Genomic DNA, 23,516 nt, shown 5'->3' with positions numbered 1-23,516 from the left:
GTAATTTGCTTTAGTTACGAATTACTCGTTGCGTAAAAACAGAGGGAAACGAGATGAAGTTAAATATTAAAAGTAAAACAGCACTTGTCACTGGCGGCTCGCGAGGGATTGGCACCGCTATCTGCCGCGACCTTGCGGAAGAAGGCGTGAACGTTGGGATCAACTACAACAGCAGCGCCGCCGAGGCGGAGGAGTTGGCGAAGGAATTGGCCGAGCAGTTCGGTGTCAAGGCCGTTGCGCTCAAGGGCAACTTGGCCGAGGAGCAGGATATCTTCGACATGATTGCCCAGTGCGAAGAAGCGATTGGCGAAATCGGCATCCTCGTCAACAACGCCGCCTATTGCCCGAGCGGCCCCCTCACCTCCTACACGAAGGAAGAGTGGGAATTTACCTTTTCGGTCAACGTGACGGGGTGTTTCATTATCAGCCGCGAAATGGTTAAGCGTTGGCTGGAACGCGAAGTGAAAGGCAAGATTGTTAATGTGGCTTCGCAGGCCGCCTTCCTCGGTTCGACGTCCGGCCACCTGCCGTACGACAGCTCGAAAGGCGCAATGGTTTCGATGACCCGCGCGATCGCCCGCGAAGTGGCGCCAAAGGGCATCAATGTGAACGCCGTCGCACCGGGTCTGGTGAAGACCGAGATGGTGAAGAAAAACCTCGAAACCAAACTCGATTCCTACCTCGCGCGCATCCCGCTTTACCGGATCGCCGAACCGGAGGAGATTGCATCGATTGTCACATTCCTCGCCTCGGATGCCGCCGCCTACATGACCGGCACCACGCTCGATGCCACGGGCGGCATGATGATGAGGTAGAGGCAGCAGCCGGAAGACCGTGTTCAGAAGAAGGAATCCAGAAAAGGAGCAAGCAATGCCGATAGGAACGAGAATCAAGCTTAGCGCAATGATGTTTTTGCAGTTCATGATGTTTGCTGTGTGGTGGGTGCCGTTGGGCGCATACCTCGACAACATTGGAATTGGCGGAACACAGAAATCAACCATTCTGAGCACCATGGCCTTTGGCTGCATGGCGGCGCCGATTATCGGCATGGTGGCCGACCGGCATTTCAACAGCGAAAAGGTGCTGCTGGTGCTGAACCTCATAAGTGCGGCCTTCCTGTTTCTAGCGGCGAAGACGGCTTCATTCGGGATGCTGTTTACCTTCCTGTTGATTGCCATGCTTTGCTACATGCCGACCTGGGCACTGACCAGTTCGATTGCCATGGCCAACAGTCCGGCGGAACAGTTTCCTCAGATTCGCGTGTTTGGTTCCATTGGCTGGGTGTGCGCAGCGGTCTTCAGCCTCGTTGCCGTGAAGGGCTTGGGGGTCGAAGTGTTCGATGGAACGGCGCTGCCGCTTTATTGCGGAGCCGGAATCGGTTTTGTTGGAGCGTTCATTGCGCTGCTGCTGCCGAAAACCCCGCCGCCGGCCAAGGGAGAAAAGGGTTCGGTCATTGATGCGCTTGGCCTGCGTTCGTTCAGCCTGATGAAGGACAAAAACTTTGCGGTCTTCGTGCTGGTTACCATGCTGGTGATGATTCCGTTTTCGATCTACTGGTCGTACGGCTCCACTTTTCTGCAGGCGATGGGCTTCACGCAGCTGACCGCCACGATGAACCTCGGCCAGTTTGCCGAAATGTTCTTCATGCTCATGGTTACCTTGGCGCTCAAGAAGATGGGTGTGAAATGGGCGATGATGGTGGGGCTGGTTGCGCTGCTTATTCGTTACGTGGCGTTCTATTGCGGCGGCAAGTTCGACATGCCGTGGCTCTACTATGTCGCCATCCTGGTGCACGGCATCATCTTTGGCTTCTTCTTTGTCGGCGGCCAGATCTACATCAACAAGAAAGCCCCGGCGGCACTGCAGGCGCAGGCACAGGGATTCATCTTCCTCGCATCGTTCGGCACCGGCCTATTGATCGGCAACTATTTCAACGGTTGGCTCATCGATAAATACACCACCAAGGCGGCGGAAGCGCTGACGTACAATTGGAACGCCATCTGGGGCGTGACCACTGTCTTTTCGTTCCTGCTGGTCGTGATTTTCCTCGTGCTGTTCCGAGAAAAAATCGAGCCGGAAAGCGGCGAAGAACTGGCGGAAGATTCCGAAACAGCCAAGGATGCCGTTGAGGTTTAGGAGAATCCACCATGTCTAAATATTTATTGGGAATCGACAATGGCGGCACGATGTCGAAAGCCGCGCTGTTCACAACGGCAGGCAAGGAAGTCGCATGTGCTTCCCGCAACGTGCAATCGTTCGAACTTCATCCCGGTTGGTCGGAGCGCGACGCCACCGGCGTATGGGAACGAACGGCGTCCGCCATTCGGGAAGTGGTTGAAAAATCAAATCTTGATCCAAAGGAGATTGCCGCCGTCGCATGCACCGGCCACGGCAACGGGCTTTACCTGATCGATGCTGAAGGCAAACCGGTGCGCAATTCGATCAACTCCACCGATAGCCGCGCCGCGAGCTACATTGAACGCTGGATGGCCGATGGCGTGGATGAAAAGGTGCTGCCCAAAACCACGCAATGCCTCTGGCCGGCGCAGCCTAACGCCTTGCTGGCGTGGCTGCGCGACAACGAACCGGAAACGCTAGCCAAGGCAAGCGCGGTTCAGTTTGCCAAGGACTATATCCGCACGCAGCTGACCGGTGAAATCTGGATGGAGCTGACCGACATGTCGGGCTCTAGCCTGATGAATGTCGTGACCGGCGAATACGACGACGAGGTGCTTGAACTTTTCGGCCTCTCCGACATGAAGCGCCTGCTTCCTCCGCTCAAAAAGTCGCACGATGTTTGCGGCAAGGTGACCGCCGATGCGGCGGCGCTGACCGGTTTGGCTGAAGGCACGCCGGTGGCGGGCGGCATGTTTGATATCGATGCCTGCGGATTGGCGTCGGGGATTGTGGATGCGGGGCAGATGTCGCTCGTAGCAGGCACATGGGGCAACAATCAATATATTGCGAAGGAACCGCTGATCGATAAAGAACTATTCATGACCTCATGCTACAGCATTCCCGGCTGGTACCTGATGCTCGAAGGCAGTCCGACCTCCGCCAGCAACCTGCAATGGTTCGTAAACCGTTTCTTCGACGAACCGGATCTCAAGGCGTGCGACGAGGCGGTGGGCGCGATTGAGCCCGCCGCCAATGAAATTGTTTTCCTGCCCTTCCTCTATGGGACGAACGAAAAATCGGCCGCCAAGTCGAGTTTCCTGGGACTGGAAGGCCGACATACCCGCGAGGATATGATGCGCGCGGTCTACGAAGGCGTTGTTTTTTCGCACAACCACCATCTGCAACGTCTGTTGCAGTTCCGCGACAAGCCGGAATGCATTCGCTTTACCGGCGGCGCGGCGCGCAGCGAGGTGTGGGTGCAAATGTTTGCCGACTGCTTCCAGATTCCGGTCGAGATTCCGGCGGGTACGGAACTCGGCGCCCTCGGCGCGGCCATGGCCGCCGCGGTTGCGGCGGGCGTCTATGAAGATTTCCCGGAAGCGGCGAAGGCGATGACCCGCATCGCCCGCCGCCACGATCCTGATCCGGCCAAAGCCGCGATCTATGCCGAAAAATATGCGCGTTACAAAAAAGCCGTCGAGACCCTCGACGCCATCTGGAGATAAACAATGAAACTAGAATTGAACAAACGTATTTTTTCACCACGGAGTCACGGAGACACGGAGGAATGGAAATTTAATAAACTCTGTGCCTCCGTGCCTCCGTGGTGGAAATCCCTACTGCTGAGCGTGTTTGCAGTTTCCTGCTTTGCGGGGAACATGGATGCGACAAAGCCGAACGTGCTGTTGATCTATTATGATGACATGGGCTATGGCGATTTTGGCGCGAACTTTCCATCGAACCCAAAAAGCCTGACGCCGAACCTTGATTCGTTTGCGGAAGGCGCGCTGCGCTTCACCAACGGCCATTCCGCAGACGGCGTCTGCTCGCCGTCGCGCTATTCGCTGATGACGGGGCACTATTCCTGGCGCACTTCCCTGAAGAAAGGCGTGACCGGCGGCTACAGCAAAACGTTCTTGAGCGCCGACCGGTTTACCATTGGCAAGATGTTCCAGCAGCAGGGATACAAGACGGCTATGGTCGGCAAATGGCACATCGGCATGCAGTTTTTCAGTCCAGACGGAAAGCCGGTGGATCTGGGCAACACGGCGAGCGTGCTGAAAAAAAATCAGATCGATTTTTCAAAGCCTGTTTTGGATACGCCGTATCATCGAGGCGGATTTGACTACTATTTTGGAACCCCGGCCTCGCTCGACATGCCTCCCTATGCCTGGCTTGAATCGAAAAACAACGAGGTACACATGCTGACAAAGGGCGGAATCGTCAAGGACGGCAAAGTCGACTTCAGCCAAGCGCGTATCGCCAAGAATTCCGACTTGGCCGAAGGCAAGCGGCATGGGCGTCCCGGCGTGAACGATCCGACGTTTGTTTTCGCCGACTATCTCCAAGTTCAGGCGCAAAAGGTTTCCGATGTCATCGGTGCGCGGGAAAAGGACGGAAAGCCGTTCTTCATCTATGTGCCGATGCCCGCGCCGCATGCGCCGCATACTGTTCAGAAGCAGTTCGAGGGAAGCGCTGGATGGGTTTACGGCGACTATGTGGTGCAGGCCGACCACTACACCGGCGAAATCCTGAAGGCGCTGGGCGATCCGAACAATCCGAAGAGCCTGGCGGCCAACACAATCGTATTCATCACCAGCGACAACGGCCCGGAAAACGCCGCCTATACTTCCAGCCTCAAAATGAATCACGATGCGAATGGCCCTTGGGCGGGACGCAAACGCGACAGCTACGAGGGCGGCACCCGCGTTCCGTTCATGGTGCGCTGGCCGGGCCAGGTGAAGCCGGGCACGACCGACCATCCCTGCTGGCAGGGCGATTTTGTGGCGACGATGGCAGATGCGCTCGGATACAAACTGGGCGCGGACGAAGCACCCGACGCCGAAAGCTTTATGCCGGTACTGGCCGGCAAGCCGATGCCCGCGGCACGCCGCGCCGGATTCATCCAGCACTCGTCTAAAGGACAGTTTGCAATCGTCGATAAAACTGGAGAATGGAAGCTGATCGATGGAACCGGCGGAGGCGGCAACAGGAAAACCTGCGATGCGGACAATAAAGAAACCCTCACGATCGGTACGCTCCGTGGAACGCCGCGCCAGCTGTTCAATCTGAAAAAAGATCCCGGCGAACGTGTCAACCTGCTGAGCGACCCGTCGCCCAAGTCTCTCAAGAAAGAACAGGAACTCTACCGCTTGTTGAACACCATCCGCGGCAACAAGGAACTGGGCACCGACGGCTCCAGCAATGTGCCGCGCAAATAGAATTGGGGGCAAACATGAAACGACCAAAATCCATCCTAAGTATTATTGCCACGCTGGCCGTGACCAGTTCCGCATTTGCACAGTGCAAGGTTGAGGGGAGTGTGAAGCACCGCTTTCTGCGCGCGGGCTGGCAATCGGGCGGCGTGGAGGTGTTCGACGCCGACGGCAAGTCGGAGTGGAAGGTTCCGTGCAAGGACGAGCTGAGCGACGCATGGGCGCTGCCGGACGGCGGAGCGGTCTACAGTTTTTCGCGCCGCAAGCAGGGTGAAGCCGGCGTCATTCGCATCGACAAAAACCAAAAAGTCGTCTGGACGCATTTGGTTCCGGCGGGGCGCGACAACCATTCCTGCCAGCCGCTGCCGCACGGCGGATTTTTGATGGGCGAGTGCGCGAAGGACGGACTCTGGATGGTTGAGCTGGATAAAAACGGCAAAGAGTTCAAGCGCGTGAAAGTGGCGGAAGAATCCCCGAACTACCACCATGCTTTCCGCCAGGTGCGCAAGTCGCCTGCGGGCACCTATGTCGGTGCGATGATGTGCGAGAACAAAACCTACGAATGGGATGCCGGCGGCAAGCTGCTGCGCACTTTCCCGACCGGGGGCTTTGTGGCGATGCGCCTGCCGAACGGCAACACCTTGACGAGCGGCAAAGGCGACCTGCCGGTTGTGGAGTACGATGCGACCGGCAAAGTCGTCTGGCAGCTGGCGAAGGACGACCTGCCCTTTCATCTGAATATGGTCTGCGGGTTGCAGCGCCTGCCGAACGGCAACACGGTGGTGAGCAATGTCTGGCACGGCAAGCACACGGATAAAACCGCGCCGATGCTTTATGAGACAACCCCCGGCAAGAAGGTGGTTTGGAAGCTCTACACGCCCGGCGGAAACATGGGCAATGTCCAAATTATGGACGTGGGCGGCGACGTATATGCGGGCACGGTTTTAAAATAGGGAAATACATATTATGACTAAAATAATCGCGACATTTTTACTGCTGGCCAGCGTGGGACTTAGCCACGCCGCTAAACCCAATGTTTTATTCATCATGTCGGACGACCACACGTCGCAGGCGGTGGGCGTCTACAACAGCCGACTGGCTAAGCTGAATCCCACGCCGACCATCGATTCCATTGCCAACGAAGGCATGGTGATGGAAAACGCGTTTTGCCAGAATGCGATCTGCACGCCGAGCCGCGCCGCCATCATGACCGGCCAGAGCGCCGCCGTGAACGGCTGCATTACGCTGGGCGAAAAGCTGCCGCCGGAGCGCCAATATCTGTCCATGGAAATGAAAAAAGCGGGCTACCAGACTGCGGTCATTGGAAAATGGCACTTGAAGGAGCGGCCCTCGACGTTCGACTATTACAAGGTGCTGCCGGGACAAGGCTTCTATTTTGATCCCATTTTCTACGAGACGGGGAAAACCGGTACGATTGAGGCTCGAAGAAAGAGTTTTGGCCCGGATGCCGTCCAGATGAAAGGGCATTCCTCAGACTGCATTGCGGACTCGGCGCTGGAATGGTTCAAGACAAAGCGCGACCCGAAGCAGCCGTTTTTCCTGAAGCTGCACTTCAAGGCGCCGCACGACATGTTTGAATATGCGCCGCGCTACGAATCCTATCTCGCCAATGTTGAAATCCCCGAACCGGACAACATGCGCGACCGCAAGAACCACGGTTCGATCGCCACGCGCGGCGACAACGATGAACTGGTTCCCTACATTGGAACCTCCATCGGCCGGCGCAATCCGCGGCGCAACTATACGAAGAGCGGCCTGTGGGTAAAGGATCTGGATCAGAGCAGGAGCGATGAAGAAATTATCGGCGATGCCTACCAAGGCTACATGAAGGCCTACCTGCGCTGCGTCAAGGGCGTGGACGACAACCTCAAGCGCGTTATTGATTATTTGAAAGCCGAAGGGCTCTACGACAACACGGTGATCATGTACACCGGCGACCAGGGCTTCTGGCTCGGCGAGCACGACTATATGGACAAGCGATGGGCGTATGAAGAGTCGATGCGCATGCCGTTCATCGTGCGCTATCCCAAGTCCGTCAAAACCGGCCGCTCCGACGCCATCGTGGAAAACATCGACTATGCCCCGACCATGCTCGACTTTGCCGGCGTCAAGACGCCGGACTACATGCACGGCCAAAGCTTCAAGTCGATTCTCGAAACCGGCAAGGAAGGCACGGGTTCGAAAAAGGCCGCCTACTACCACTACTGGATGCACATGGCGCACCACGACAATCCCGGGCACATCGCGATCCGCACCAAGCGCTACAAACTGATCATGTTCTATGGCACGGGCTGGAAGGGCGAGTCCACCCCCGACACCCCGCCGGGCTGGGAGCTGTATGACTTGAAGAACGATCCAAGCGAAGACAACAATATCTACGACAACCCGGAATATGCCGGCGTGATTGAAAAGCTGAAGAAGCAGCTCAAGGCGCGCCGCGCCGAGCTGGGCGAGGACGATCCGAAGTTTGCGCTCAACAAGGTGATCGACGACTTCTGGGACTACGATGCCAAAGACCGCGCCAAGGCGGTTGAAATTTCCCATGCCATGCGTGCGAAGAAGGAAGGCAAATAAGATGCAGAAGAAGACCGCTTTATCACTGGGACTGGTGGTCATGGCCTGTTCCGCTTTCGGCAACGCCGCGTTCCTCAAGGAGATGGCCGAGGAGCAGAAGGCCGTGTCGGCCTTAACCGAACAGGCCTTTCAGGATGGTGGTGCCGACGGGATGAAGTGGCGCTTTTTTGACATCAATGATCGTAGCTGCCTGATCGACTGCTCGCAGTTCGACAATCCGCAGATCCTCGTTTTGCCCGTGCATCGGGGAAAAAAGACCAACGGAAAATACCATGCCGTCCGCGACGGCAAACTGGGCAACGACTATCGCATGTCGTCCGGCGAATATTCAGTCATCAAGCTTTCCAAGAACATGCTGGACGCGGATGCCATCCAGATCAATTCATGGGCAGGAGGTTTCCAGGTCTGGGTGGCAGAAAAAGAAACGATTAGCAAAATCATCAAGAAATACATCATGCCGGGCATCCAAATCTATTCCGCGAAATGGGTGCCGCTGCTGGAGAAGCACGGGATCACGGCGGACGAGTTTTATTTTGAACTGAAGGCGATGGGCGGCAAGCCGTTCCCGACAACGCCGCAGGCCATGGCCAAGGCCTATGCCAACGCCTGCTCGGCCGGTGCAAAGGATAAGGCCGCCGCCGCCGCGAAAAAGGCCAGAAGCTGGGCGGATGCAGAAAACGTTCGGCAGTTCTACCTTACGGATTGCAGAATGGAAGAACTCAGGGCCCGGATTGAGCGCGTGCACCCCGACCATATAATGCTCGCCCTGAACGATATGAACCGTAAATTCCCGGAGCGCAAGGTGCTCGACAAGCTCGGTCGCCTGGTGCCCAAGTTGGCGGAGCGCAAGGAAGCGGTGCTTGCAAAGATTGCGTCCGGATCGCCGGATGCCGGGCAGGCGGCCGATGCCCTGATGGAGGGCTACCGCCGGCTGTTGCTGGCCAACCCGTTGCTCGACAACATGGAAGTGTTGGCCGTTCAGCGCGAAGTCGGCCACCTCAACCTGCGCGACGAATTCGCGTCGATGCCGTTTCCCGGCCGCATCGGACGTGGCGGTTCCGGCGCGGTGCTCGGGGCGCCGAGCCTCTCCACCCACAGCATCGTGAAGAATATCCAAAGCCCGAACCGCATCGGCTGGAACAGCAGCATCGTCAAGCTGTCCAACCTGCGCGGCGATGTGCAGACCACGCCGCTCTATGCGCCGGACGACGACCAAATGCTGATCAGCAACGCCCGTCTGCATTGGGACGGCGAACGCGTCGCCTTTTCGATGGGCTCGTACGAAGAGCCGATGGCCCTCTTCGAGCTCGATATGAAGTCTGGCGAAACCACGCGGCTCACCCCGGAGTCGAAAGACCACTTTTTCGATCCGTGCTACCTGCCCGACGGCAACATTATCGTGATGTCCACCGCCATCATGACCGGCCTGCCATGCGAGGGCGGTTCGCATATGCTCGCCAACATGTATATGCTCAATCCGGAATCCGGAAAAATCCGGCAGCTGGGCGTCGACCAGGAAAACTCCTACCACGCCACCGTGCAGGAGGATGGCCGCGTGCTCTACATTCGCTATGAATACACCGACGCCGCCCACTATTTCATGCGCATCATGATGAACATGAATCCCGACGGCACCAACCAGCGCGAAATCTACGGCAGCAACTCCGTCTGGCCCACCGCCCTCTTCTATCCGCAGCAAGTGCCCGGCAAGCCCAACCTCTACACCGCCACCGTCGCCGGCCACCATGGGCCCACCCACATGGGTTCGCTCGTCCTTTTCGATGTTTCCAAAGGGCGGCGCGAGGCCGATGGCGCCGTGCAGTTTATCGGCGACAAGGAAAAGCCGGTCGAGGCGGTCATGGTGGACCGGCTCTATGCGAACGACTACCCGAAGTTCATGTATTCCGTGCCGCTCGACGCGGAATACCATATTGCCATGATGAAGCCGGACCGGTATGCGCCGTGGGGGCTCTACCTCGTCGATGTGTTCGACAACAAAACGCTCATCCATCAGCCGCGCGACGGCTTTCTGGCTTGGCCGCAGGTGCTGAAGAAAAAGCCGCTGCCGCCGGTCATCCCGTCCCGCGTTCGCGAGGACTCGAAGACCAGCACCCTCTATGTGCAGGACATCTACGAAGGCCCCGGCCTCCAAGGCATCCCGCGCGGCACCGTGAAGGAGCTGGCGATCTACGCCTTCCACTATGGCTACAAATCGGCGGCGTCGCACCGCTACGTCGGCCATGAAAGCGGCTGGGATGCGCGCTACATGCTCGGCACAGTTCCGGTCAACGAAGACGGCTCGGCCATGTTCACCGTGCCCTCCATGATGCCCATCACATTCCTCGCACTCGACAAGGATGGCATGGCCGTTCAGAAGATGCGCACCTGGATGAACCCGCAGCCCGGGGAAAACCTTTCCTGCATCGGCTGCCACGAAACCGCCGACCAGGCGCCTGTCAACCGCCCGACCCAGGCCTTTACCCAGCGCCCGCACGAAATCAAGCCCTGGCATGGCCCGGCGCGGCCGTATTCCTTCGTGATGGAGGTGCAGCCGCTGCTCGATCAATACTGCATCGCCTGCCACGGCGAAGGGAAGAAAATCGACCTGACCAACAGTTTCTCCGAAGAGGAAATGCTCGATTCCAAGCGCTATTCGCGCTCCTACGAAATCCTGCAGAAATATGTCCGACGCAACGGCCCCGAAAGCAATCCGGAGCTGATGGTGCCGATGGAGTGGCATGCGTCGAGCAGCAAGCTGATCCAGATGCTGGAAAAAGGGCACCACGGCGTTCAGCTCGACGACGAGGCCATGCGGCGCCTGACGATGTGGATCGACCTCAACGTCCCCTTCCACGCGGCGTTCCATCCGGGCCAATACGACGAATACGGCGATCAGGTCAAATGGCGCCGCGACAGCCTGAAAAAATACGCCGGCCTCGACTGGGATCCCGAAAACGAATACAAGGACCTGGTTCGCGAATTCGTTAAGCAACCGGCCATCAAACCCATCAAGCCGAAGAAGCAGAAAAAGCTGAAAATGCCTAAACTGAAAGGCTGGCCGTTCGATGCCAAGGGCGGGCAGAAAACCATGGCCGTCGAATTCGGCACTCCTGGCCGCGAAACCAAGAGCTACGACAGCAACCGCGCCATCACGAAAATGCTGGATGGCAAAGAGCGCATCGAGTTCGTCCGCATTCCCGCTGGCACGTATGTGATGGGCGCCGCCAACGGCTACCCGAACGAAACGCCGCGCGTGGTGGAAATCAAAAAGCCGTTCTGGATGTCGGTGGCCGAGATTTCGAACTCGCAGCTGCAGGCCTTCGATCCGCAGCACGACAGCAAGTTTGCCGACCTTCCGGAAAAGGACCAGTCGAGTCGCGGCGTTCCGCTCTACACCGAGGCCCAGCCCGCCGTACGCGTCAGCCACGGCAAGGCGGCGGCCTTCTGCGACTGGCTCTCCAAAGAGACCGGCAAAAAGGTTTCGCTGCCCACCGAAGAGCAGTGGGAATGGGCCGCGCGCGCCGGCACCGCTTCCGACCTATGGTACGGCGGCCGAGACGACGACTTTGCCGCTTTCGCCAACCTGTCGGACAAGGCCCGCTTCTCCGGGGAGCTGATGCGCCGCAACGCGCCGCTCTACTTCACCTATGTCGAGAACGTGAACGACAAGTTTGATGCCACCGCCCCGGTAAAGAGCTACAAGCCGAACGCCTGGGGCCTGCACGACATGGCCGGCAATGCCGAGGAGTGGACCGCCTCCAAAGGCGGCGAAGGCAAATACATCGTCAAGGGCGGCTCTTGGTCGGACATGCCCAAGGATGCAACCTCGGCCACACGCTGGGGTTATAATGAAAACATCCGCTTGCCGGATCTTGGATTCAGAATCATCATAGAAGAATAAAGGAGACAGGAATGAAGAGAAGAAGCGCAATGCAGGCAGTGGCGGTTGGCGCAGGAGTCGCCGCGCTGGGAACGGCCGTGAAAGCCGAAGCCGGGTTGTTCGGGAAGAAGCTAAAGTTCAAGAACGAGGAGTTCTACACCGCTGACGGCAAGTTCGATGTGGAGAAAGGCAAGGACGCCATCATTAAGCTATGCGAATTCCATGGCTATCCCATTTTCCCGGACTTCCGCAAGAATCTTTGGGTGAGCGACTACAACACCGGAAAATTCACCGAGCTGGGACTCGCGGCCTATATGTTCATGAACCACGAAGAAGACCGCTACATGCTGATGGATCTCTTCCTGCTGCCCGGCCAGATGCTGCCGGAGCACTGGCACCTCGACGGCGAAGGCAATCCAGCCAAGCGCGAAGGCTGGCTCATCCGCTACGGCAAAAGCTATGTCGTCGGCATCGGCGACGAAAACCTGGCCGACTATCCGCAAATCGTGGTTCCCCCGTGCCATATGGGCGGCAAGGTGACCACCAAGCATGTCGTTCCAGCAACTCCGGGCATCTTTGTGCCGGTCGCGGCAGTCAAGACCCGCCATTGGCAGTTTGGCGGAACCGAAGGCGCAATCATCTCCGAAGTCGCCAATGTGCACACCGATTCGGCGGTACGCCATTCCGACAAATCCATCAACGACTTTTTCCTCAAAGGATAGGAGCAGCAATGAAAATATATCAAGTGGTGGCGTCGCTGGCCGTTGTCGCGATGCTCGGCGGATGCACAACCCCGAAAAAAGAATGCAGCGGTGTTTGCAAGCTGGGCGGCGAGCTGCTCAAGCCCGCGGCGCCCATCGTGCTGCCCAACGAGTGGAACAGCCCCGACGGCATGACGGTTGGAAAGGATGGAAACATCTACCTTTCCATCAACAATGTCGGCGACCAGTCCTATCCGGCCAAAATCGGCATCATCGATGCGAACGACAAGGTGAGCGTTTTTTCCGACCTGCCGCCGCATCCGGAAACCGGCAAGGTCAGCCCGCTCGGCATCGTCTTCGGCTCCGACGGCAACCTCTACGTGGCCGACAACCAAACGTTCGTCACCGACAAACCGGGCCTGTCCCGCCTGTTGCGCATCAACATCAAGAACGGCAAAGCCGCCGGCGTTGACGTGGTTGCAACCGGTTTGCAGATGGCCAACGGCGTAACCGCATTCGGCGGCTTCATTGCGGTCAACGACACCAGCATCGACACAACCTACCCGCTCACCTCCGGCACCTACCGCTTCAGCATCGAAGAGCTGGCCAAAGGTCCGGTGCAGGTCAAAGGCCTTGGCGACCCGCATCTGATCGCCACGCTCAAGACCATGAACAAAAAGCACCAGGTGGGCGCCAACGGCGCAGCGTATTCAAAGAGCGGCGAACTGTTTGTCTGCAACTTTGGCGATGCTGAAATCTGGAAGGCCGCCTTCAACAAAGACGGCAGCGTCGAAAGCTGGAAGCTCTTCTCCAAGGGCGAAGGGCTCGACAGCGTCGACGGCCTGCAGATCGATCAGTACGGCAAGCTTTGGACGGCCGACTTCCTTGGCAACGCCATCGCCTGCATTTGCCCGAAGAGCGGCGCGGTCAAAGTGGTCGCCAAGAACGAACCCGGCGACGGCAAGGGCGGCGCCATGGATGCACCGTCCGAGTGCATCCGCCGCGGCAACAAGGTCTATGTGGCCAACATCGACCTGACCTATGGATCCAATACTTCAGATGAGATCCATACGATTTCGGTTTTCGTCCTGCCCTGATGGAATGTGGATATAGTAATTTGCCCTGAAAACGGGTGTTTCCGAGGTGTTTCAGCTTGGAGGGAATAGCCTGAAAAGCTGTAGAAACTATGCTTTACATGGGATGGGGGGCTACGTATAGTCCCGCTCTTACTTTTAGAAGACACAGAGATAAACAAGGAGTCCACACGTGGATCAAGCAGTCAAAGCTGAAGTTAAAAACGAATATAAGCGCAACGAGCAAGACACCGGTTCCGTCGAGGTCCAGGCCGCGTTGCTTACATCGCGCATCAAGGAATTGACGGAGCATCTCAAAATTCACAAGAAGGATCACAGTTCGCGTCGAGGCCTCATCATGATGGTCAACAAACGTCGCAAACTGCTCGTCTATCTTCAGAAGAGAGACGACGCCCGTTACAAAGAGCTGATTGGAAAACTCGGCTTGCGGAAATAATCATCTGTTCAGATGGTCAAAATCCTTATTCGTTCGTAAGCCCTTTATTGCTAAAGGGCTTGCGTTGTTTCTGGAAAGAAGCAGAACGAAAGAAGGTTCCGGCCGGGAATTCCGGCGGAAAACAGTAAAAACAACCAAGGAAAGGTGCGCTCTTCAGAAATTGATAAGGGCGCAATGTTAATTATGAAGGGTACAACCAAAGTAGAATTCGAAGTCGGCGGCAAGTCGATGGTTCTCGAAACCGGCCTTCTGGCCAAACAGGCTCAGGGTTCTGTGACCTGTGCAATCGGTGAAAACATTGTTTTCTCCGCCGTCACCGCAGCCAAAGAACCCCGCGAAGGATGCGACTTCTTTCCCCTGCAGGTGGAATACCGCGAAAAGTTTTATGCGGCCGGCCGTTTCCCGGGCGGCTACATCAAGCGCGAGGCACGTCCTTCTGAGAAGGAAATCCTTACCATGCGTGTTACCGACCGTCCGATCCGGACCCTGTTCCCGGACAACTTCCATCGTGAAGTGCAGATCAACAACATGCTGCTGAGCTGCGACGGCACGTTCGACACCGACGTGCTTAGCGTTAACGCTGCTTCGGCCGCGCTGACTCTGACCGACCTGCCGTTCGACGGCCCGATCGGCGCCGTCCGCATCGTCCGCAACGAAGGCAAGTGGATCGTCAACCCGAACCACGACGAGCTCGCAGCCAGCGACATTGATCTGACCTACTGCGGCGCCCGCGACAAGGTAATGATGATTGAAGGCAGCGCCCATGAAGTTCCGGAAGCGGAATTCATCGAAGGAATGAAAGTTGCACACGCCGAAGTCGTTAAGATTATCGACGGCCAGCTGGAACTCCGCAAGGCCCTCGGCATGCCGGAAAAAGTTTATGCACTGGAAGCCAAAGACACCACGCTGGTTGACAAGGCCCGCGAACTGGTTGGTGAAAAGTTCAAAGAACTGATGAAAATCGGTGGCAAGCTTGAGCGTCAAAACGCCGTTACTGCTCTGAAGGAAGAGCTTAAGTCGCAGATGCAGGAACTCTTCGCAGAAATGACTGAAGATGAGTTCTTCCACGCTTTCCACGAACTGGAAATTGAAACCGTTCGCAAAAACGTTACCGAAGGCGGAACCCGCATCGGTGGACGTGGCATGCTGGAGCTTCGTGATCTTGATATTCAGGTCGGCGTACTCCCCCGCACACACGGTTCGGCCATTTTCGGCCGCGGCGAAACGCAGACCATCTGCATGATTACGCTCGGAACCACTAAAGAATCGCAGCGTTTCGATGCGGTTACCGGCGGCGTTAATGAAAAGAACTTTATCCTGCACTACAACTTCCCTCCTTACTCGGTAGGTGAAGTCGGACGTCTGGGAATGACCGGCCGCCGCGAAATCGGCCATGGCAACTTGGCTGAGCGTTCGCTTGTTCCGGTTATGCCTGATGATTTCCCCTACACCGTACGTGTTGTGTCCGAAGTGATGGGGTCCAACGGATCCTCTTCCATGGCCTCCGCCTGCGGCGGCTGTCTGGCACTGATGGATGCGGGTGTTCCGCTGAAAGCACCGGTTGCCGGTATTTCCGTTGGCCTGTTCACGGATGAAAAGGGTGCATCGATTCAGGTTATCGACATCCTCGGTGTGGAAGACCACTGCGGCGACATGGACTTCAAGGTGGTCGGAACCCGCAAGGGCATCACCGGCTTCCAGGTTGACCTCAAGGTTCACGGACTGAACTGGGACCAGGTGGCTGAAGCCTTCGAAATTGCCCGAAAGGGTCGTTGCGACATTCTCGACCAGATGGAAGCTGTTCTTCCTGAAGCGCGTACTGAGCTCGCTGCAACTGCACCGCGCATCACTACAATTAAAATTGACCCTGAGAAGATCGGTGCCCTTATTGGACCGGGTGGAAAGCACATCCGCGCGATCACCGAAAGCTCAGGCGCTCAGATTGACATTCAGGAAGACGGCACCGTGAATATCTTCGCCGTTGATGCTGATGCAATGGACAGCGCGATCAGCCAGGTCAATGCCCTGACCGCCGAAATCGAAATCGGCCGGATCTACGACGGCAAGGTTATTGCCGTTAAGGACTTCGGTGCTTTCGTCGAGTGCATGCCGGGCAAAGAAGGTCTGGTTCACATTTCCGAAATGGCCAACGAGCGCATCGACAGTGTTGATGCCATCTGCAAGCCCGGCGATGCCATGCGCGTCAAGTGCATTGATATCGACAACCAGGGCCGCGTACGTCTCAGCCGCAAAGCTGCGATGAACGACGATGCCGCTGCTGCGGAATAAGTTTTCCAATCATTGGAAAATGCAAAAGGCGTCCCTCGCGGGGCGCCTTTTTTCTTTGGTACGGCTAGCGCAAGGCCAGCCAGGTTTCGGCGTTTTCGCACGAATCGAAAATCTCAATCTCCACATCGGCATTCCGCGCAAAAGCCTGCCACATTCGAGTAAGGCGGATGGCAAGCAGGCGGGTTGCTATGATTGCGATCACGATGCCCTTTCTTTTTTCTGCGGCGACAACGGTTTTTTTCGCCATATATTCAAGATCCTGCAGGGCAAGTCCAAAGTGTTCAACGCAAAGATAGTCCACGACAACTTTTTTCAGCTTCGGCAGGGTTTCGGGCGCGAAGGCCTTATCCGGCATTGAGCGTGCTTCTTTACTGCTCAGCAGTCCGGTGCAGACAATATCGACGCGGGAGTTCCTATTGGAAAATCGGAGTTCTATGGCCATGTGTTGTTCTCCTGCTCTCGTCGAGCTTTCTTAGCGGGACTGCTGCTGTTGGAGCAACTCTTATTTCGGTTAAATTGGCCCCGGCGATGATTTTTGTGCGCAACACGCAAAAATAGGCAGGGCAAATCCAGAGCTACGCCGGGCGGTCGGCGATGAGGCGGATCGCCTCGAAAATTCTTTTGGCGCAAGTGGCTTTGTCAATGTTTCCCCATTCTTCGAAGCGGGATGCGCCATTGGCCAGAAAGCTGAAGGTGCCGTTCGTTGCGCCTAGTGAAGCGGGGGTGTTGAGTACGATGCCGTCGAGGTTTTTGCTGGCGAGTTTCCGCTTTGCGTTGGTTTCGCCGTCCGAGGTTTGCAGGGCGAAGCCGATGGCGATCTGGTTTGCCTGTTTTGTTGCGCCGAGTGTTTTGGCGATGTCGGGCGTGGGGCGCAGGCGCAGCATCAGCTCGGCGGCGGATTTGGGCATTTTATCATTCAGCTTTTCGACGGGGGCATAGTCGGCTACCGCGGCGGCGAAGATGATGAGGTCTGCAGTAGGGAAAAGGCCGCGCGCACGAGCCAGCATTTCTTCTGCGGATACGACCTTTTCGATTTGTCCGCAACCGCCTAGGGTTGGAAGGTTTTGTTCGGCCACGGGGCCGGTAACAAAATCGATGCGGCAGTCTTGGTTCAATGCCGCTTGAGCGATGGCCTTGCCCATCAGGCCGCTGCTGGCATTGCCGATGAACCGAACAGGGTCGATGTATTCGTGGGTTGGTCCGGAAAGGATGAGGACGCGCTTATTCATCGACGATATAGCTTAAAACACCGAATTGAGAATGATCTGCGCGATAACGGTTGGGGCGCTCATGCGTCCGTAGCCAGAAGTGCCGCAGGCGAGCCTCCCTTTTTCGGGGCCGACCTGGTGCCAGCCCAGCTTTAGCAGTTTGCGGGCGTTGGACGCCACTACCGGCTGCTCCCACATCTGTACATTCATGGCGGGGCAGAAAATGCGCTTGCAGTTGGGTTTCAGCGAGAGTGCGCTGCAACAGATGATGTCGTCGCCAAAGCCGTTGGCCAGTTTGGCGATGGCGTCGGCGGTGGCGGGGAGCACGGCGAATGCATCGGCTTCGGTGGCGGGGTAAAGATGCGGATAGATTACATCCATGCCGCCCGCGCTGCTGTCCGGAAAGATGGAGGTGATCACTTTTTGCTGCGTGAGGGCCGCAAAGGTGAGGGGGGCGATGAATTTGGTGGCCGCCTCGGTCATGATGACCCGCACATCGCAATTGGCTTTGACGAGCTGGCTGACGACCTCTGCACTCTTGTAGGCAGCAATGCCTCCGGTAACCCCTATCAACACTTTCGGCTTCATGGTGTGCCTCGCACGGTTAGTTGTTCATGGCTAATGGCTAACAGATAATATGCCTATTAGCCAGTAACAATTTTAAAATAACCGTTGCTACACTTCCATGATATCTTTTTCTTTAGCGGCGAGCATGGCGTCCATTTTCTTGATGTGCTCGTTGGTGGTTTTTTGAACCTGATCCAGCGCGCCGTCGCGGTCGTCTTCGGTAATGTCGCCGTTCTTTTGCAGGGCCTTGAGCTGTTCGTTGGAGTCGCGTCGGATGTTGCGCACGGAGACGCGCTGCTCTTCGGTGGTGCGGCCGGCCATTTTAACCATGTCTTTGCGGCGTTCTTCGGAAAGCTCCGGAATCGGCACGCGGATGAGGCGTCCGTCGTTCATCGGGGTGATGCCGATGTTGGCGGCGATAATCGCTTTTTCGATCAAGCCCAGCGAAGAAGGATCAAAGGGGCTGATCACGATCAGGCGGGGTTCGGGGGTTGAAATGTTGGAGATGTCGCGCAGGCGTGTGGGGGTTCCGTAATAGTCTACGGTGATGGTGTCCACCAGCGCCGGGTTGGCTTTGCCGGTGCGCAGGCCACTGAGCTCCTGTTGTAGGAACTGCACGGTTTTGTCCATCTTGTCTTCGGTTTCCAGCAGTACGTCGTCAGTCATGTTTCTTTCCTTGTAATTAATGGGTTACCAGCGTGCCGGAGTCTGATCCTGCAAGCACTTCCACCATTCCGTTTTCCTTGAAAAAATCGAACACGACAATAGGAATGTCGTTCTCCATGCACAATGAAAAAGCGGCGGCGTCCATGACCTTGAGCTGGCGTGAGAGCGCGTTTTGATAGGAAATCTGTTCAAATCGCGTCGCGGTAGGGTCGGTGACCGGGTCGGCGGTGTAGATGCCGTCGACCTTGGTGGCCTTCATCAGCACATCGGCGCCGATTTCGGAGGCGCGCAGCGCGGCGGCGCTGTCGGTGGTGAAGTAGGGGTTGCCTGTTCCGGCGCCAAAGATGACGACGCGGCCTTTTTCCAAATGCCGTACGGCTTTGCGGCGGATGAATGGTTCGGCAATGGCCGGCATGGCAATCGCGGTCATTACGCGCGTTTGGATGCCTTCGTTTTCAAGCGCGTTTTGGATCGCCATGGCGTTGATGACCGTGGCCAGCATGCCCATGTAGTCTCCGGTGGTGCGGTCGGTGCCTTTATCGGCTCCGGCGAGGCCTCGGAAAATATTGCCTCCGCCGACCACCACTGCAATCTCTGCTCCCATGTCGAGCATCTGTTTAAACTGCGCCGCCACCATGGCGAGAATATCGGGATCATGGTTCAATCCCTTCGCTTTGTTCTGCAATGCTTCACCGCTGATTTTCAGCACAATACGTTTATATTTCATAAATTCCTTTTATGTAATCGGTTCAAAATATTAGAACATGGACACGGGTGTGTAAATTTCCAATGTCTGGAATCTGCACGTCGAGACGGAAACCTATGAAAAGCTTACGGTTATTTTTGGCAGGATTGATTTTAGTCGCGGCTGCGGCCATTGTATTGGTTGCGGTCTTGCGCTATATCCAGCCTTCCCAGCGTTCGCAGATCCGCGCGCTGTGGGTGACGCGCTTCGACTACGACTCGGCCGAAGATGTCCGCCAAATCATCAAAAACACAGCCGATGCCGGGTTCACGGACGTTTTTTTTCAGATTCGCGGCAACGGAACGGTTTTCTTCCGCAGCCGGATCGAGCCTTGGGCCTACGAGCTCTCGGAGGGAGGCTTGCCCAAGCTTGGAACCGATCCCGGCTGGGATCCGCTGCAACAGTCCATTGAAGCCGCCCGGCCCGTCGGGCTGCGGGTGCATGCCTATATGAACGTGCTTCCCGGCTGGAAGGGCGTGGAGGATCCGCCTCCGGCCGTGGGCCAGCTATGGACCGAGCATCCGGACTGGTTCATGGTGGATTCGCTGGGTCAGAAAATGCTGCCGACCTCCGGATGGTATTCTTTTCTCAATCCGGTGCTGCCTGAAGTGCGGGCGCATCTGCGTGGCATTGTGTCCGAGCTTTGCCGGTATGATCTGGCAGGCATCCACCTCGACTACATCCGCTATCCGCACGACTACCGCCTTGTCGCAAAGCAACGCCACCCCAACGCGACGGACGAGGAAATCCAGCGGCATTCCGAGTTTTCCTACGACCCCGCCTCTCAGGCCGCGCTGTTTGACCAGTATGGCTGGGATGTATCCAAGGAGCAGATCCGTCAGTTTCGCTGTGACTCGGTCACCCGTATTGTGCGCGACATTTCCTACGTCATGCAGAAAGAGAAGCCGAGCGACTGCCTGCTCTCGGCCAGCGTCATGGGGAATCCGGTGGAAGGGAAGCACACGGCCTATCAGGATTCGGGCGACTGGGCGCGCCGGGGGCTGGTCGATTGGGTGGTTCAGATGAATTATGGCACGCGCTCGTTCGACCGCTATCTCCTCGCCATGAAAAAAGCGGCCGGCCGGCGCAAGTTTGCTTCATCGGTGGTGGTCGGCATCTACTGCAAAAACGACGTCGAAGATCTCCTTGCGCAAATCGAAACGGTCAAAAACTCCGGGTGTGCCGGCTTCGCCGTATTTTCCTACTCGTTCCTGTTCGATGAGCAGCACGTCCTAACGGAAAAAGGCGGAACTCTTCTTCCGAAGATTATGCCTTAAGCCTAGAACAGCCCGGTCACTTTGCCGGTCTCGACATCCACGTCGATCTGTCGGAATCCGGGATTGCTTCCTGTGCCTGGAAGCAGCTTGATGTCGCCGGCCACGGGGACCACGAATCCGGCGCCTTTGTAAATCAGCACATCGCGGATCGGCAGGATCCACCCGCTTGGCGCACCCTTGAAGTCGGGATTGTGCGACAAACTGAGATGGGTCTTCACCATGCACATGCCCATTTGCTTAATTTCAGGATCCGCTTCGAACATGGAAATCTTTTTGTCGGCGGCCTCCGACCATTCAACGCCCGATGCACCATAGATCTTGGTAGCGATGGCATGGACGCGATCCTTGAACGGCATGTCGAGGTCGTACAGGTATTCAAAGTGGTTTTCCTCTTCGCAGGCTTCCACAACGGCTTCGGCCAGTTCGACCGCGCCTTCTCCTCCTTTGAGCCAATGTTCAGAAACCGCGCAACGCGCGTCTTGTTCCTTGGCGATGCGGCGGATCAGGTCGTGTTCGGCCTGGGTGTCGGTATAGAACCCGTTGATGCAGACCACTGGGCTGACGCCGCTTTGTTTGACGATGTTGATGTGGGCCGTCAGGTTGGCGCAGCCCTTTTCGAGCAACTTCAGATTTTCTTCCGTGTAGGCCGGATCCAGCGGTTTGCCGGGTTTCACGGATGGGCCGCCTCCATGCATTTTGAGGGCGCGCACCGTGGCCACAATCACGACGGCATCCGGTTTCAGACCGGAGTAGCGGCACTTTAGGTTCCAGAATTTTTCAAAGCCGATATCGGCGGCGAACCCGCTTTCAGTCACCAGATAGTCGCCCATACGGATGCCGAGCATATCGGCGATGACCGAATTTTGGCCGATGGCAATATTAGCGAAGGGGCCGGCATGTACGAGGACGGGGTTGCCTTCGATGGTCTGCACGAGGTTGGGGTTGAGCGCATCGACCATGAGGGCAGTCATGGCGCCATCCACTTCGAGGTCGGCCGTGGTGACTTCTGCGCCGCTGCGGCTGTAGGCCACCACCATTTTGCCGATGCGTTCGCGCATGTCTTTCAGGCTGCTGGCGACGGCGAGGATGGCCATGATTTCGCTGGAGACGGTGATCTGGAAGCCGGACTCCATTTCATAGCCGTCCATTTTGCTGCCTTTGCCGATGGTAATGTTGCGCAGCGACTGCGCGCAGAAATCCATGGCCCATTTAAGCTGAACGCGCTCCGGATCAACATCGAGCCGCTTGATGCCGATCTTGGCCAGACGTTCGTCGTCATAGTTGTTTTCATGCTGCATGCGGGCGGTGAGCGCCACCATGGCGAGGTTGTGTGCGTTGGTGATGGCGTCGAAATCGCCGGTAAGACCGAGCGAGAAGGGGGCGAGGGGAATGCACTGCGCCAGGCCTCCGCCGGCGGCGGAGCCCTTGATGTTGAAGGTGGGGCCGCTGCTAGGCTGGCGGATCGCGCCGATCGGTTTTTTGCCGAGCACGCCGAGGCCTTCGACGAGCCCCATCGTAGTAGTGGTCTTGCCTTCGCCGAGCGGGGTGGGGGTGATGGCGGTTACATCGACATATTTCCCGGTCGGAGCATCTTTGAGGCGCTTCCATGTTTGGGTGTAGTTGATTTTGGCCACGGCAGGGCCCATCGGGATTAGTTCGCCTTCCTGCAATCCGAGCTTTGCGCCGATTTCCTGAATGGGCTTAATATTTTGTTCGGCGGCTTCGGCAATCTGCCAGTCGGCCATCTGGGTTGGGTCGAGCTTCATGGTGAGTCTCCTTTAAAACATTTTTTTTACCACGGAGGCATAGAGGCACTGAGCTTGATCTGAAAACTCCGAGCCTCTGTCGTGGAATTTATTCGGTTGAATGGTCTTCTTGTTTTCTAAGGTAAAGGATCCAGTAGATCGTTCCAACGAATATTGCGCCGCCGATCATATTGCCGAGGGTGACGGGCAGCAGGTTGTCGACCAGGAATCCGGAAAGGGTCAGGTTGGAAAGATCCGTGCCGTTGAGCATGCCGGCAATTTCTGGATTGTGCTTCAGCACGAGTCCGGCCGGAATGAAATACATGTTGGCGATCGAGTGCTCGAAGCCCATGGCCACGAAGGCGGTGATGGGAAAGAGGATGGAGAGAATCTTGTCGGTGACGGAGCGGCTGCTGTAGCACAGCCAGATCGCGAGGCAGACGAGAATGTTGCAGAGCATGCCGCTGCAAAAGGCCTGCTGGAACGTGAGGTTCACCTTGGCGTTGGCAATGGCCAGCGCCTTGGCGCCGACAGCGCCGCCGTTGCCCAGCCAGTGCCCGCTGCAGTGCACCATGGCGACAATCGCCAAAGCCCCGGCCAGGTTCCCGAAAAACACAAAGACCCAGCTGCGCAGCATTTGCCGCACCTTGATCTTGCCGGTAAAGCACCCCATCACCATCAGCGTGTCGCCGGTGAATAGATCCGCGCCGGCAATAATCACCAGCACCAGGCCGAGCGAGAAGGTCATGCCGCCGATCAATTTGGTCAGGCCGACGCCCAGTGCGGAGTCGTGCACCGCGAGGGTAAAAAACGCCGCGCCGAACGCGATGAACGAGCCCGCCTGCACGGCCAGGAAGAAGGCGCTGACAAAATCGCGGTTCGCTTTGCGGATGGCCGAGGCTTCGGCGCGCTTGGCCATTTCCGCCGGCACATAGGCATCTGTTATCGTTTCTTCCATTGCTGCTTTCCCCTTGTTTATC

At 57.0% G+C, this 23,516-nt stretch carries 19 protein-coding genes; 12 read left to right on the top strand and 7 right to left on the bottom strand.

The features are described from left to right. The first annotated feature begins 53 nt into the window (after positions 1 to 53). From SCARR_RS26940 to pnp, 11 genes are all read left to right on the top strand, one after another. On the top strand, positions 54 to 815 hold the full coding sequence (locus SCARR_RS26940) for an SDR family NAD(P)-dependent oxidoreductase (protein WP_136065660.1): 762 nt from the start codon (positions 54 to 56) through the stop codon (positions 813 to 815). Between the two features lie 55 nt (positions 816 to 870). Then, positions 871 to 2,136 carry an MFS transporter gene (locus SCARR_RS26935; RefSeq protein ID WP_136065658.1) on the top strand — a complete coding sequence of 422 codons (1,266 nt, stop codon included), beginning with the start codon at positions 871 to 873 and terminating at the stop codon, positions 2,134 to 2,136. An 11-nt stretch (positions 2,137 to 2,147) separates the two neighbouring features. Then, positions 2,148 to 3,623 (top strand): FGGY-family carbohydrate kinase, encoded by a 1,476-nt coding sequence (locus SCARR_RS26930; RefSeq protein ID WP_136065656.1) that lies wholly within the window; start codon positions 2,148 to 2,150, stop codon positions 3,621 to 3,623. A gap of 153 nt (positions 3,624 to 3,776) precedes the next feature. Beyond that, on the top strand, positions 3,777 to 5,339 hold the full coding sequence (locus tag SCARR_RS26925; protein WP_168433652.1) for a sulfatase family protein: 1,563 nt from the start codon (positions 3,777 to 3,779) through the stop codon (positions 5,337 to 5,339). Between the two features lie 14 nt (positions 5,340 to 5,353). Beyond that, positions 5,354 to 6,286 carry a beta-propeller domain-containing protein gene (locus SCARR_RS26920; RefSeq protein ID WP_136065652.1) on the top strand — a complete coding sequence of 311 codons (933 nt, stop codon included), beginning with the start codon at positions 5,354 to 5,356 and terminating at the stop codon, positions 6,284 to 6,286. Between the two features lie 13 nt (positions 6,287 to 6,299). After that, a complete protein-coding gene (locus SCARR_RS26915; RefSeq protein ID WP_136065650.1) occupies positions 6,300 to 7,928 on the top strand; it encodes a sulfatase family protein in 1,629 nt (542 codons plus the stop codon). A 1-nt stretch (position 7,929) separates the two neighbouring features. Continuing rightward, positions 7,930 to 11,829, top strand: a complete 3,900-nt coding sequence (locus tag SCARR_RS26910) for an SUMF1/EgtB/PvdO family nonheme iron enzyme (protein ID WP_136065648.1) — start codon at positions 7,930 to 7,932, stop codon at positions 11,827 to 11,829. A gap of 11 nt (positions 11,830 to 11,840) precedes the next feature. Beyond that, on the top strand, positions 11,841 to 12,530 hold the full coding sequence (locus SCARR_RS26905) for a cupin domain-containing protein (RefSeq protein ID WP_136065646.1): 690 nt from the start codon (positions 11,841 to 11,843) through the stop codon (positions 12,528 to 12,530). 8 nt (positions 12,531 to 12,538) lie between these two features. After that, a complete protein-coding gene (locus tag SCARR_RS26900; protein ID WP_136065644.1) occupies positions 12,539 to 13,606 on the top strand; it encodes an SMP-30/gluconolactonase/LRE family protein in 1,068 nt (355 codons plus the stop codon). A 169-nt stretch (positions 13,607 to 13,775) separates the two neighbouring features. Further along, positions 13,776 to 14,039 carry a 30S ribosomal protein S15 gene (gene rpsO / locus SCARR_RS26895; protein WP_136065642.1) on the top strand — a complete coding sequence of 88 codons (264 nt, stop codon included), beginning with the start codon at positions 13,776 to 13,778 and terminating at the stop codon, positions 14,037 to 14,039. A gap of 183 nt (positions 14,040 to 14,222) precedes the next feature. Continuing rightward, positions 14,223 to 16,328 carry a polyribonucleotide nucleotidyltransferase gene (pnp, locus tag SCARR_RS26890; RefSeq protein WP_136065640.1) on the top strand — a complete coding sequence of 702 codons (2,106 nt, stop codon included), beginning with the start codon at positions 14,223 to 14,225 and terminating at the stop codon, positions 16,326 to 16,328. A gap of 64 nt (positions 16,329 to 16,392) precedes the next feature. Here the strand turns inward: pnp and SCARR_RS26885 are convergent, their stop codons facing one another. The 5 genes from SCARR_RS26885 to pyrH all read right to left on the bottom strand — a co-directional run bounded on the left by SCARR_RS26885 (position 16,393) and on the right by pyrH (position 19,496). Continuing rightward, positions 16,393 to 16,770, bottom strand: coding sequence for a hypothetical protein (locus SCARR_RS26885; RefSeq protein ID WP_136065638.1), 378 nt, complete (start codon positions 16,768 to 16,770; stop codon positions 16,393 to 16,395). 133 nt (positions 16,771 to 16,903) lie between these two features. Continuing rightward, a complete protein-coding gene (locus SCARR_RS26880) occupies positions 16,904 to 17,557 on the bottom strand; it encodes a phosphopantothenoylcysteine decarboxylase domain-containing protein (RefSeq protein ID WP_136065636.1) in 654 nt (217 codons plus the stop codon). Between the two features lie 12 nt (positions 17,558 to 17,569). After that, positions 17,570 to 18,124: a flavoprotein gene (locus tag SCARR_RS26875; protein WP_136065634.1), complete on the bottom strand. Its 555-nt coding sequence runs from the start codon at positions 18,122 to 18,124 to the stop codon at positions 17,570 to 17,572. An 87-nt stretch (positions 18,125 to 18,211) separates the two neighbouring features. Further along, entirely contained in the window at positions 18,212 to 18,769 is a 558-nt protein-coding gene (gene frr, locus SCARR_RS26870; RefSeq protein WP_136065632.1) for a ribosome recycling factor, read from the bottom strand. A gap of 16 nt (positions 18,770 to 18,785) precedes the next feature. Continuing rightward, entirely contained in the window at positions 18,786 to 19,496 is a 711-nt protein-coding gene (gene pyrH / locus SCARR_RS26865) for a UMP kinase (RefSeq protein ID WP_136065630.1), read from the bottom strand. 95 nt (positions 19,497 to 19,591) lie between these two features. Between pyrH and SCARR_RS26860 the strand changes: the two genes are divergently transcribed. Continuing rightward, positions 19,592 to 20,791, top strand: coding sequence for a glycoside hydrolase family 10 protein (locus SCARR_RS26860; protein WP_168433651.1), 1,200 nt, complete (start codon positions 19,592 to 19,594; stop codon positions 20,789 to 20,791). Positions 20,792 to 20,793: 2 nt separating this feature from the next. Here SCARR_RS26860 and SCARR_RS26855 read toward each other — a convergent pair whose 3' ends face one another. Together SCARR_RS26855 and SCARR_RS26850 are read right to left on the bottom strand one after the other, a co-directional pair. After that, a complete protein-coding gene (locus tag SCARR_RS26855) occupies positions 20,794 to 22,557 on the bottom strand; it encodes a formate--tetrahydrofolate ligase (RefSeq protein ID WP_136065626.1) in 1,764 nt (587 codons plus the stop codon). A gap of 88 nt (positions 22,558 to 22,645) precedes the next feature. Further along, positions 22,646 to 23,494: a formate/nitrite transporter family protein gene (locus SCARR_RS26850; RefSeq protein ID WP_136065624.1), complete on the bottom strand. Its 849-nt coding sequence runs from the start codon at positions 23,492 to 23,494 to the stop codon at positions 22,646 to 22,648. Positions 23,495 to 23,516: the final 22 nt, after the last annotated feature.

The organism is Pontiella sulfatireligans (genome assembly GCF_900890705.1).
GTDB lineage: Bacteria > Verrucomicrobiota > Kiritimatiellia > Kiritimatiellales > Pontiellaceae > Pontiella > Pontiella sulfatireligans.
The sequence above is the reverse complement of the archived record's forward strand: the minus strand, read 5'-3'. Positions and strand labels throughout refer to the sequence as shown.